General features: G+C 41.0%; 11 protein-coding genes and 1 pseudogene. 7 read left to right on the top strand and 5 right to left on the bottom strand.

The annotated features are described in order from the left end of the window. Both CZ367_RS16285 and tnpB read right to left on the bottom strand, forming a co-directional pair. A pseudogene (locus CZ367_RS16285) lies at positions 1-260 on the bottom strand (hypothetical protein); the annotation flags it as partial. An 84-nt stretch (positions 261-344) separates the two neighbouring features. Continuing rightward, complete coding sequence (gene tnpB, locus CZ367_RS09685) at positions 345-689, bottom strand: IS66 family insertion sequence element accessory protein TnpB (protein WP_077196700.1); 345 nt, start codon at positions 687-689, stop codon at positions 345-347. Positions 690-2,062: 1,373 nt separating this feature from the next. Here tnpB and CZ367_RS09680 point away from each other — a divergent pair. The 5 genes from CZ367_RS09680 to CZ367_RS09660 all read left to right on the top strand — a co-directional run bounded on the left by CZ367_RS09680 (position 2,063) and on the right by CZ367_RS09660 (position 5,810). Next, on the top strand, positions 2,063-2,377 hold the full coding sequence (locus CZ367_RS09680) for a hypothetical protein (protein ID WP_077196699.1): 315 nt from the start codon (positions 2,063-2,065) through the stop codon (positions 2,375-2,377). A gap of 162 nt (positions 2,378-2,539) precedes the next feature. Then, positions 2,540-3,487 carry an IS30 family transposase gene (locus CZ367_RS09675; RefSeq protein ID WP_077195399.1) on the top strand — a complete coding sequence of 316 codons (948 nt, stop codon included), beginning with the start codon at positions 2,540-2,542 and terminating at the stop codon, positions 3,485-3,487. A gap of 12 nt (positions 3,488-3,499) precedes the next feature. Beyond that, positions 3,500-3,925: a NigD1/NigD2 family lipoprotein gene (locus CZ367_RS09670; protein ID WP_449421157.1), complete on the top strand. Its 426-nt coding sequence runs from the start codon at positions 3,500-3,502 to the stop codon at positions 3,923-3,925. A gap of 23 nt (positions 3,926-3,948) precedes the next feature. Further along, on the top strand, positions 3,949-4,512 hold the full coding sequence (locus CZ367_RS09665) for an RNA polymerase sigma factor (RefSeq protein ID WP_077196697.1): 564 nt from the start codon (positions 3,949-3,951) through the stop codon (positions 4,510-4,512). Continuing rightward, complete coding sequence (locus tag CZ367_RS09660) at positions 4,509-5,810, top strand: outer membrane beta-barrel protein (RefSeq protein WP_077196696.1); 1,302 nt, start codon at positions 4,509-4,511, stop codon at positions 5,808-5,810. The genes CZ367_RS09665 and CZ367_RS09660 overlap by 4 nt, the downstream gene beginning before the upstream one ends. A gap of 79 nt (positions 5,811-5,889) precedes the next feature. Here CZ367_RS09660 and CZ367_RS09655 read toward each other — a convergent pair whose 3' ends face one another. The 3 genes from CZ367_RS09655 to nspC all read right to left on the bottom strand — a co-directional run bounded on the left by CZ367_RS09655 (position 5,890) and on the right by nspC (position 9,289). Then, the gene (locus CZ367_RS09655) at positions 5,890-7,287 is read right to left on the bottom strand and encodes a DUF2130 domain-containing protein (RefSeq protein WP_077196695.1); all 1,398 of its coding nucleotides are present in this window, start codon (positions 7,285-7,287) and stop codon (positions 5,890-5,892) included. A gap of 83 nt (positions 7,288-7,370) precedes the next feature. Then, positions 7,371-8,042, bottom strand: coding sequence for a DnaJ domain-containing protein (locus tag CZ367_RS09650; protein ID WP_077196694.1), 672 nt, complete (start codon positions 8,040-8,042; stop codon positions 7,371-7,373). An 83-nt stretch (positions 8,043-8,125) separates the two neighbouring features. Continuing rightward, on the bottom strand, positions 8,126-9,289 hold the full coding sequence (gene nspC / locus CZ367_RS09645) for a carboxynorspermidine decarboxylase (protein WP_077196693.1): 1,164 nt from the start codon (positions 9,287-9,289) through the stop codon (positions 8,126-8,128). 73 nt (positions 9,290-9,362) lie between these two features. Between nspC and CZ367_RS09640 the strand changes: the two genes are divergently transcribed. Both CZ367_RS09640 and CZ367_RS09635 read left to right on the top strand, forming a co-directional pair. Next, a complete protein-coding gene (locus CZ367_RS09640) occupies positions 9,363-9,959 on the top strand; it encodes a beta/alpha barrel domain-containing protein (protein WP_077196692.1) in 597 nt (198 codons plus the stop codon). A gap of 41 nt (positions 9,960-10,000) precedes the next feature. Continuing rightward, positions 10,001-10,939, top strand: a complete 939-nt coding sequence (locus tag CZ367_RS09635) for a ribose-phosphate pyrophosphokinase (protein WP_077196691.1) — start codon at positions 10,001-10,003, stop codon at positions 10,937-10,939. The last annotated feature ends 636 nt before the right edge of the window (positions 10,940-11,575 follow it).

Genomic DNA, 11,575 nt, shown 5'->3' with positions numbered 1-11,575 from the left:
AGCTCAGCATCCTTATCCTTGAGCTCAGCATCCTTATCCTTGAGCTCAGCATCCTTATCCTTGAGCTCAGCATCCTTATCCTTGAGCTCAGCATCCTTATCCTTGAGCTCAGCATCCTTATCCTTGAGTTGAGTATCCTTGTTCTTAAGCTCAGCATCCTTGTTCTTGAGTTGAGTATCCTTGTTCTTAAGCTCAGCATCCCTTTGCTCAAGAAGTTTAACAACAGCTTCCCGAGTGAGAGAATGGTAGTCAGATGTCATTGTGCAATAAGGCATATCCATCACATTATCAGTTCTTTATACGATGTAAAATTACAAAAAATATCTGACACTGGCAAGAAAATACTAAGATTTATTGTATCTTTTTCTTCGGTAGCAATTAGGATTTATACCTTCAATATAGAGTACCAATTCGTCCCAGCGAAGTTCATAAAATCCAGCTCTCGCCCGTATGATTTTAGGACTTAGGCAACCCTGTGCCATCTGTTTATGATACACGACAAAACCACAGCGTTCCCAGTGCAGCAATTTAATTCGGTTACGGGATCGATTGTAGAAAACGTAGACAACACCATCAGAAGGATTGAAGTCATTGCTGCGTACCAATTGGGACAGGCGAAGAATACCCTGACGCATATCCACAGGAGTGCAACAAACCCGAAAAACATTTGTTTCGTTGAGTACAAACATAAGTTTTTCGGGCAAAGGTAGTAAAGCAAAAATGTTACACAAAGGCGGCTAATATTGGATGCTTACCTTTTTAATCGGTGAACACAACTTCTCTGAATTTATTTTTATCCCAAATCGCTTTCTATGTTAATATCCAAATGTTTTGACCATTATTTTCAATTTATGCTGAGATTTTATATTCAGGGGTGAATGTTTGGCGGTTTCTAACCATTGCAGTGACCAAATGCACTCAGAACCGATAACTTTCTATCTGGTCTTTGCAACTATGTCGATGAGATCCGAAACGATTTATAGCTTTTAGTTGGGTCATTAGCTGGTTTACCTCTTCGACAGACCGATTCTACCTTTTTACAACAAAGGTACGAAACTGTCTTTAGCAATCATAGTTTTATCTTGATTATTTAATGTTTGTGCGACTGCGTCGCATTCTTCTACAAACTTAGAGGTCATTAGCTCGCAAATCTCGAAGAAGTCTAACGACAGATTTGGGTTAAATGATAACGAAACAAAAAAAATATACCTATTTTTATATATAACAACAGCAACTCTAAACCCAACGTAAAAAGCCAAAACAAGGTTGTTCTGTTTTTCCTCTATTATCCAATCACATTTATAACATCAATCTTTGAAAAGCTAAACATATATGTTTGACCGTCCCAAAGTTGAACTTTGGGACGGTAAAACATATATATATTGGGTAGTAAAACATATATGTTTTGAAAGCGGTTTGTAAATATCTAAAAACCAATATGTTAGAAAACCATATTTCGTTATACAAGCAAAAATACCTATTGTTCTATTTTTCGGTACACATCAAACTGAGTAAACGATGCAAGCGATTGAATAAATGTAAGATTTAACCACGTAACTGACATGCAACAGCACAAAAGAAGAGAATAAGAAAATGTTACAAACACAACCTGCCTCCATAACATTTGGTTATCAAATATAGGGGCTTCGGGTATCAAAAAAAACACAATTATAGAACTATAAAGACAACCATTTGCATTCGCTCCCTTCGCCTTATGATTAACAATAACTGCAAAAAAGAAAGTAAATCCTAATAAAGGCTGGTTCTATAAATTACCACCGCATATAGTCATTAAATTTTTATGACATACGTTTTGTTATCTTTTGACTTCTTTTTGGTTCAAAATGTAAGTTCGCTCAGTCGTGTAGCTCGCTACACTCCTTCACTCTCTTGCATTTTGACCTCAAAAATAAGCTCAAAATCTAACAAAGCTAATTTATAGAACCAGCCTAAACACATTTTAACCAAAACCAACGCAACCTTTTTTCGTTACCATCATTTACAAAGTGAGTACTCAACAAAAAATACGCGTACATATAAACTTAAAAAAAACAACAAACAAATGAAAACAAACAAAACAATCTTAGCATTAATCGCTATTCTTCCGCTCAGCTTATATCTCATCTCGTGCGAAAGCGATATAAACGATACAAATAGCAAAAACTATCCCAATGCTATTGCAACCATCAAGCCCATTAACGGGGGCGAAAGTTTCACCCTATGGGTAAACGAAAAGCTAAACGGAACACCTGTAAACTGTAAGAAATCGCCATACGGAAATAAAGAAGTAAGAGTATTTGCCAATATTAATGAGGTGAAAAATACCAAAGGCGAAAGCAAAATATACATCAACTGGATGGACACAAGTTCAACATAGAACTGCAATTTCAGGTGTAGGTTTAGCTTAATAATCTATACCAGAAAACACCGAGGGGTTTGGGGGCGAGCAGCCCCCATGAGTGGAAAATCAACAAGCAATGCTTAAAAAATAAAAAAGGGAGACCTCTGTCTCCCAAAGATTAATTAATTTTGCATTGTTATGTACAAACAATTAACCTCGGAGCAAAGGTACACAATTTCTGTGCTACTCCAAAATGGAATTAAATTAAAAGATATTGCGAAAGCGATAAAAGTATGTCCAAGTACAGTATCTCGTGAAATAAAACGTAATAGTGGGACCAAAGGACAGTATAATTGGGAAACTGCCCAAGCAAATGCAGCTCTCACAAAGCGAAAAAAGCCAGGCAATCATTCAATCAAAAAGGATGTTATGGATGAAGCGATACGTCTTCTTATTACAGAACAATGGTCTCCTGAACAAATATCTGGCGTGTTGGCTAAGGAAGGTAAACGTATTAGCCATGAAACCATATATCGTACGATACGTAAGGACAAGGCAAAAGGTGGAACACTATATAAACACTGTCGTCACAAGCTAAAGCATCGTGCCAAGCCTGTTGGTAGCAGACGTATATCCATACCCAATAGAACAAGTATCAGCGAGAGACCTACTGAAGTTGACGGAAAACGCTTTGGGGACTTCGAGATGGATACAATTGTTGGAAGAGGAAATCATGGTGCTATTGTGACACTGATAGAACGCAGTACAAATATGCTATTTATGAGAAAACTTAAAAAGGGAAAGAATGCCAAGGAGTTAGCACGCACTGTAATACATTTGCTATCTCCATTCAAAGAGTATGTCAAGTCTATTACAACGGACAACGGCACAGAATTCGCTTGCCATGAAATGATAAGCAAAAGCCTTGGTGTCACCGTCTATTTTGCTGACCCATACGCTTCATGGCAGAAAGGGGCTATAGAAAATGCTAACGGACTGATTAGACAATACGTGCCAAAAAAAGAAACGTTTGAACATGTCAGTCATCAACAAATAACAAAGTATTCAAAGAAAATTAACATGAGACCAAGAAAGAAATTAGAATTTAGAACACCATATGAGTGCTTTTACGAACTAATTAAGTAAATTTGCACTTGCTTGTTGAATTCACGGGACAGTATTCGCACCAAGATGGCTATCACAGCACCCAACAACGAGAAACTACTCAAAAAATACGGCAGAGACGGTATAGAAGTGGTAAACAAATTTGGAACGGTGGCAGAGGACGGATACCTCACACTGAGGTTTAAGACCTTTGTAGGCAGTCCGCTCACAAAGCATAATATCAACCTATTGGTGCAGCCTACCGAGAAAGAACCCTACCGACTTATACTCACCCATAATGCCAATGGCGATATGCGCAAACGATTGATGACAGGAATAATTGCATTTAGACTATCCGAAATTGACAAAATAGCACAAAAAAATGGAGAAAAAGATGTAACTTTACAGCTTCATTGGAAATCTTATCAAGGAGATAAGTATGCCTCTTTGAAATATCGCATAAGAAACGATACCAAATAGAGGGAGAGACATACACAATAAGGATGATAAAATTAGACGAGAAAGAAGAACAAAAAATCGCTGAAGGTCTCAAAAAAAGAGACCCTTCAGCGATGAGAACTTTTTACAACCACTATGCTGCAATATTTATGACCGTGTGTTCACGCTATATCAACGACAGCGACGACGTAAAGGATGTACTGCAAGATGCTTTTATAAAGATATTTACAAAGGTAAATAGCTTTGAGTATAGAGGCAGTGGGTCACTATTTGCATGGAGTAAGCAAATTATTGTGATGGAAGCCTTAGGCTTTCTACGTAATAAAAAAACCGTCCCATTGGTTTACGAAGAAGAACTGCCCGAACAAAAAGACGAGGCCGATCTTAGCGTACAGGATGTGCCCGAAGAAAAGCTCTTGCAGATGATACAGATGCTGCCCGAAGGTTACAGAATGGTGTTCAACCTATATGTGTTAGAAAACAAATCGCATAAAGAAATTGGAGAGATACTGGGAATAAGAGAGAAATCGTCTGCTTCTCAGTTGTCACGTGCAAAAACTATACTTAAACAACAAATTGACTCATACAGAAAGGGAGTGAAATTATGAAAGAAAAATGGAAAGATGAATTTCATAATAAATTAGACTATTATGAAACTACTCCTCCAAAAGGATTATTTGAGGATATTATAAGTCATCTTCCACCCATAAAAAAGGAAAATGAAGTTGCCATTACGCCCCTAACGGCACACAAGAAACAACCAAGAAAAGCCATAATATGGACTACGGCTTTCCTTTCGGCTGCTGCGGTAGGAATGTTGTTATTGGTAAACAACGCTGTATTTAAAACTGCAAACGAAACAAATACAAAGGGCGTATTGGCAAAAAACAATAACAAAATAAAGAGCGGAACAGACAATGCAGCCACAATTTCGGTTATTGACGCATACAATGGCAACATTGAGGCAGAAGAGTATGAAACACGCAACGGAAGCAACAAACTAACTGCATCGCTCAAACAGGTCTACCACACCATTGCCGCAACTCTACTGCCAAAAACAAGCAGTGAAGAGATAATAACAGCTCAAACGGAAAAGGCAGACAACAGCGAAACAATAATAATAAACAAGGAGGAGAAAGAAAAAGAAGAGACAGAGCATAAACCTATTGCGCCAGAAAGTGAAAAAACAGAAAAACCAATTGAACGGAGAAAGCCACAATGGTACGAAGGAGGTAGCACCACAACTACAACCCAACACCACCGCAGCAATGCACCACAGATGGGAGTGTTAATAGCAGGAATGCCCAATGCCTCGTCAAATTCGGCTTTCGGTGTATTTTCGCCAGCAGGGTTGGACAATCCCGAAACAGAGGTAGTATTTGGACAAAACACCATAGTAAAGAAAGCCAACCACCATCAGCCCATTACCCTCGGTATTTCGGTAGCTTTACCATTGAACAACAAGTGGAGCGTAGAAACAGGTGTGATGTATAGTCATCACTCGTCAGACTTAGTGTACGAAGTTGGCTCTATCAGTCACACTGTGCATCAACAACTCAACTTTGTGGGTATTCCGCTCAATCTGAACTACCAATTGTGGCAAAGAAACAAAACCCAAATATACGTTTCGGGAGGAGGAAGTGTAGAAAAAATGGTCTACGGCAAACAAAAGGAAAAATATGATGGAACAGCAGGTGTCACCACCAATAAGGTAAAAATGAAAGAGTTGCAATGGGGGCTATCAGCACATATAGGCACTTCATACAATCTAACGGAGGGCATAGGTCTCTACTTAGAGCCTGGAGTAACCTATCACTTTAAAAACAATTCAGAGCTACAAACCATTTATAGCGACCAACCCTTCTCGTTCCAGCTCAAAGCAGGTGTGAGGTTCAATCTGAAATAATTTGCCTGCAAAATTCATTAAGAGATAAAAAAAATACGCTTCAGCGAAAGTGCTAAAGCGTATTTTATGTATTCTATCCCTACTCTATTAGTTCGTTGGCTTGCTGTTTGCGTGCCTCGTCAAACTTAGCTTTCATTGTAGGATTCTTGCGTGTAAGTTTCTTTATTGTAAGGTTTTGCGCCTTATCGTTCGCCAATCGGAGATTGTTTTCCGAACCAAGCAGATTGGTTTTTATCTTTTGAAGATGGTCTATCGACTTGTCTATCTCGGCAATGGCGTTTTGGAACTTTTCGCTTGCTAAGCGGTAGTTGTTGCCAAACTTGTCTTGGAAGTCGAGTAAAGCATTTTCAAAGTTGGTAACATCTACCGACTGGCTGCGAGCTATTGCCAACTCACGTTTGTAAGCCAAACTCTTCTTTGAGGTTTGGACGAGTAGCGTGATGAGCGGTATGAAGAATTGAGGACGGATAACATACATCTTTGGATATTTGTGAGATACGTCTACAATGCCCCCGTTATAGAGTTCGCTGTCGGGTTCAAGCAAGGAAACAAGTACGGCAAACTCGCAGTTCTTCTTGCGGCGGTCATCGTCCAACTTCTTCAAAAAGTCTTCGTTCTTGTGCTTTGTTGCCGTGGTATCCATTTCGTTTTTCATCTCGAACATAATGGAAACATACTCTGTGCCTTCATCGGTATCACGGAAAACGAAGTCGCCCTTGGTGCCGTCTGCCACATCGTTATCTTTTTCAAAGTAAGCATTGGGCATAATGGGGCGAAGCAACTGATTGAAAAGCGTAGAACAATGTATTTCCAAGGTTTCGCCCACCATCTTTGTACTCATTCGCGACTTGAGGTCTTTGTAATAGTCTACAAGTTCTTGTTTGGCTTTGAGCTGGCTTTCGTGCTGTTTCACCAATTCGTTTTCACGCAGTTTCGAGTTGCCAATGGTTATTTCTACCTCCGAGCGCAATCGGTTTATCTCGGTTTCCTTGGCCTGAAGGTCGAGCGAAGCCTTGTTGCGTTCCTCTATCAAAGCCAATTTTAGTTGCGACTGTTGTTCATTGATATTGGCTTTGAGCTGTTCTATGGTCTTTTCTTTTTCGGCTACTGCAAGTGCCACTTCGGCACCCTTCTTTTGTTCCATTGCAGAGATTTGCGCTTTCAGCTGCATTATCTCAGCCTCTTTCTTGCTTTCCACCTGCACCAACGCTGCATTGCGTTCGCTTTGCATACGCCCCAATTCGGCTTTTGTAGTCAAGAGTTCAGCCTCTTTCTTATTGAGTTTAGCCTCATAGGTTTGCTCTATTCGGGCAGCTGCCAAGGCTTCTTCGGCTTTCATCTTCTCGTTGAGGGCTTCCAATCGGCGATTGATTTCGTCTTCAAACTCTTGGTTCTTTACTTGTGCGAGAATGGCAGCATAGTCTGCCTCGTCTATCGTAAAGGTTTTTCCGCAATGGGGGCACTTCAGTTCTTTCATTACTTTAGATGTTTTAGAATAGTTGGTATATTGTTTTTATGTGATAGGTGGCAAACGTGGGCTTCGTGGACAAAGGTCTTGGCTTATCGTTCATCACGCATACGCTTCAAAAGTTCTTGCTGATGGGCGGTGAGGGTGGTTGGGAGTTGCACATTATACGTTATTATAATACTACTTCCTTGCTGACTTGTACGCACACGCATCTTTGTTCCGTTCTGTGTGTTAGGCTTTACCTTTAGTTTTATCTTCTTTCCTTGAGGCAAAGTTATTACGATTTCGCCACCGAGCAGTGCGGTATAGAGGTCTATATTGACTACCATTTCTTGCTCACGAGGTGCAGTAGCTGCCTGTTGAGCTTGACGACTAAAGCCGCCAAAACCTTGTGTGCGACCGCCTCCACCACCAAAGAGGTCTTGAAAAAAGCTGCTAAATCCACCGCCAAAATTGCTGAAATCGAAGCCCTCGAAAGGTGAGCCACCCCCGTTAGGATTAAATCCGCCTCGCCCACCAAAGCCTTGGAAGGCATCAGCACTGCGCCATTGTGCGCCATACTGGTCGTACTTGGCACGCTTGTCGGGGTCGCCTATCACCTCGTAAGCCTCGGACAGGGCTTGAAACTTAGCCTTTGCCTTCGGGTCGTTGGGGTGTAAGTCGGGGTGGAACTGCTTGGCACGCTTGCGATAAGCTGCACGCACATCTTTCTGTGGAATATCTTTCGATACACCTAATATCTTGTAATAATCTACGAATGACATCTGTTTTATCCTCCTATTTTTGCTTTATTTATCCACTAATGGGTAAGCAAAAGATGTGCCAAAGTAAACGTTGAGGGAAAAAATTAGTCCATTCTGTCACGATAATCTTCATACTTGTAGCTGCGAAGTAGCTCTAATTCGCCATCAAGATGTAGAAGTGCAAGATCGGGATGGGTGATGCCGTTAAACATATTGGTCTTTACGGTGGTGTAATGTAGCATATCCTCGAAGATGATGGTTTCGCCTATTTGTAGTTCGTGGTCAAACTTCCAATAGCCCATCCAGTCGCCGCTAAGACAACTATTTCCACCTAAGCGATACACATTTTTATCGTTTTGGTACGCATCATCCACCACTTCAGCATTGCGCACAGCAGGGTGATAAGGCATTTCCAAGCAGTCAGGCATATGGCAGGTAAAGCTAACATTGAGTATGGCTGTGCTTATGCCTTTATCTTCCACTACGTCTACCACTTGCGCCACCAATGGTCCTGTTTGCCAAGCAAATGCACTACCTGGCTCGAGTATCACCTTCAGGTGGGGATAGCGTGCTTTGAAGGCTTTAAGAATGGAAATAAGGCGGTCGGTATCGTAATCTTTTCGGGTCATCAAGTGCCCACCGCCAAAGTTAATCCAACGGATTTGGGAGAACCATTTTGAGAATTTTGCTTCAATATGTTGAAGGGTGCGTTCGAAAACGTCGCTTCCGCTTTCGCAATGACAATGAACGTGGAAACCATCTATGCCCTTTGGCAAGTCGGCAGGCAACTTATCGGCTGATACGCCAAAACGTGTACCTGCTGCACAGGGGTTGTAGATGAGCGTATCTACCTCCGAATATTCAGGATTTACACGCAGTCCGCAACTCAATTGTGGATTTACGGCTGTTGCACGATTGAAAAAGCGAGTGAATTGAGTGAGCGAATTAAATACTAAATGTGAAGAACAACAGGCTATTTCGTCTATTTCGTAATCGGTATAAGCAGGCGAAAAAGTGTGAGTGGGTGCACCAAACTCGGTGTTACCCAACTTGGCTTCGTATAAAGAAGATGCCGTTGTGGCACGGATATATTCACGAAAGATGGGGAAAGTTTTCCACAAAGCGTATGCCTTGAAGGCTAAGATAATTTCTACATCGGCAGCCTTAGCCACATCGGAAATAAGCTGAAGATTGCGGCGAAGGCGTTGTTCCTCTAATATATAAACAGGCTTTGTAAGTCCTTGGAATGTTGTTGTATCTAATTTCATTCTGCAAATATACTGAAAAATTTGTGAACCTCGGAAATAATACATACCTTTGCAGTGGAAAAATAAAAAGGTTATGAAGGTCGCCATAATGACTCAACCCACTTATTTTGTGGAAGAAGACAAAATTCTGACAGCACTCTTCGAGGAGGGACTTGACAATCTCCACATCTCGAAGGCTGATAGTTCGCCCCTCTATCTCCAACGCCTGCTCTCCTTAATTCCTAAAACATATCACAGGTATATCATTGTGCATCAGCATTATGGTTTAACAAAAGATTATGGATTGGCAGGTATTCACATTGATAACTATGGAGAACAAACCAACTATCGTGGAACAATAGGACGCACTTGCAACAACACGATGTATCTAAAGGATATGAAACGAATTTCGGACTATGTGTTTCTAAAGAATGTTTATGGCAACAATGAAGACGAAGCGCACACCCTCTCGGCAATAGAACTGAAAGAATTGCAACGTCAAGGATTGTTAGGAAAGCACATCTATGCTATGGGAGGAGTGACAAAAGACCGAATTTCAGAACTTAAAGAATTGGGATTTGGAGGCGTAGTGATAAAGGACGATATATGGAAACATTTTGACCAACACCACCATATTGACTTCAAAGAAATTATAGAGTACTACAAAAAGCTTCGCCAAGCTACATATTAAGGCAATAAAAACATCATACCTATATTATAACAATAAAACAAATGAGTGAACAAAACTCTTTTTTGGTATTCTCTGGAACAAAAACGAGATACCTTGCTGAAAAGATTTGTGCAAGTTTAGGATGCCCATTGGGTAATCTTGTGATGACAAGATTCTCGGATGGAGAATTTGTTGTTTCGTACGAACAAAGCATTCGTGGTAAGGACATCTACTTGGTACAAAGTACATTCCCTAACTCTGACAACTTGATGGAGTTGTTGTTGATGATTGATGCAGCTAAACGTGCATCGGCTCGTACTATCAACGCTGTTATTCCTTACTTCGGTTGGGCACGTCAAGACAGAAAAGATAAACCACGTGTAAGCATTGGTGCAAAGCTGATAGCAGACTTGTTAAGCGTAGCTGGTATCGACCGCCTTATCACAATGGACTTACATGCTGACCAAATTCAGGGCTTCTTTGATGTTCCTGTTGACCACCTCTACGCAAGTGGAGTGTTGCTCCCTTACTTGCAAAGTCTTAAATTAGAGGATATTGCAATCGCAAGTCCTGACGTTGGTGGTTCAAAGCGTGCTAATACATACGCTAAGTATCTCGGCTGTCCACTCGTACTTTGCAACAAGACACGTGCTCGTGCAAACGAAGTGGCTTCAATGCAGATTATCGGTGATGTGAAGGGCAAGAACGTTGTCCTCATTGATGATATGGTAGACACAGCTGGTACAATTGCAAAGGCTGCAGACATTATGAAGGCGGCTGGTGCTAAGAGTGTGCGGGCGTGTGCTTCTCACTGCGTGATGAGTGGCCCTGCAACCGAACGTGTCGAGGCTTCTTCTTTGGAAGAGATTGTTTTCACAGACTCTATTCCTTACACTGCTCGCTGCTCAAAGATAAAACAAATATCTGTTGCAGATATGTTTGCTGAAACCATTAAGCGTGTTGTGGACAACAAGAGTATATCAAGTCAATATCTTATCTAAAAGTTTTATCTCACTTTCAACAATAGTTTTATCACCTTCAAAAAGAAGTTTTAGGCTTCATAAGCAAAGGTAGAAACTTTTTAGATGGATAAATAGACCTATAAAACATAAGTTTTAGTAGGTAAAAGCACGCTTTCAAATGTGTTTTTGATGGATTAAAATAAGATAAACATTATAGGGTTGAGCACTTTACAAGCTCAACCCTATTTTTGTATAGATATATAAAAAGCAGCTCAAACATTATCGTTTAAGCTGCTTTTTGTTTATTTCTAAGCGTTAATTGGTTTNTTCGCATCCGTTGGACGGGCTTCCTTCAGGCGGCAGATGACACGATCTTCTACCCTGACATAAAAGGATGAGGGACGCAGACACAGATGCTCACTTCTGTCATGTCCGATGATGACCATGCGCTCAGCGTCATAACCCTCTGGATATATCTCCGTCACCTGTCGCTCTATATTCTCGGGAACATAGGAGGCGTAGGCCCTACCCTTTCTGGAAGGACGGCTCACACGGCGTGATGACCTGCGTTGTCCGGCCTGCTGTTTTATCTCCTTGATGATGGGAAGGGCTTCTACCCGAGCCAAGGAACCCTCTTTGGCCCACTGCTCGTCAAAAAGCGTACCCGCCCAGCCG

It is taken from the genome of Prevotella ihumii, from assembly GCF_900155655.1.
Classification (GTDB): Bacteria; Bacteroidota; Bacteroidia; order Bacteroidales; family Bacteroidaceae; genus Prevotella; species Prevotella ihumii.
The sequence above is the reverse complement of the archived record's forward strand: the minus strand, read 5'-3'. Positions and strand labels throughout refer to the sequence as shown.

Bases quoted from the DNA above. Each gene is read 5' to 3' on its own strand.
- tnpB (WP_077196700.1), bottom strand. From the start codon at position 689: ATGTTTGTACTCAACGAAACAAATGTTTTTCGGGTTTGTTGCACTCCT.
- CZ367_RS09680 (WP_077196699.1), top strand. From the start codon at position 2,063: ATGAAAACAAACAAAACAATCTTAGCATTAATCGCTATTCTTCCGCTC.
- CZ367_RS09675 (WP_077195399.1), top strand. From the start codon at position 2,540: ATGTACAAACAATTAACCTCGGAGCAAAGGTACACAATTTCTGTGCTA.
- CZ367_RS09665 (WP_077196697.1), top strand. From the start codon at position 3,949: ATGATAAAATTAGACGAGAAAGAAGAACAAAAAATCGCTGAAGGTCTC.
- CZ367_RS09660 (WP_077196696.1), top strand. From the start codon at position 4,509: ATGAAAGAAAAATGGAAAGATGAATTTCATAATAAATTAGACTATTAT.
- CZ367_RS09655 (WP_077196695.1), bottom strand. From the start codon at position 7,287: ATGAAAGAACTGAAGTGCCCCCATTGCGGAAAAACCTTTACGATAGAC.
- CZ367_RS09650 (WP_077196694.1), bottom strand. From the start codon at position 8,042: ATGTCATTCGTAGATTATTACAAGATATTAGGTGTATCGAAAGATATT.
- nspC (WP_077196693.1), bottom strand. From the start codon at position 9,289: ATGAAATTAGATACAACAACATTCCAAGGACTTACAAAGCCTGTTTAT.
- CZ367_RS09640 (WP_077196692.1), top strand. From the start codon at position 9,363: ATGAAGGTCGCCATAATGACTCAACCCACTTATTTTGTGGAAGAAGAC.
- CZ367_RS09635 (WP_077196691.1), top strand. From the start codon at position 10,001: ATGAGTGAACAAAACTCTTTTTTGGTATTCTCTGGAACAAAAACGAGA.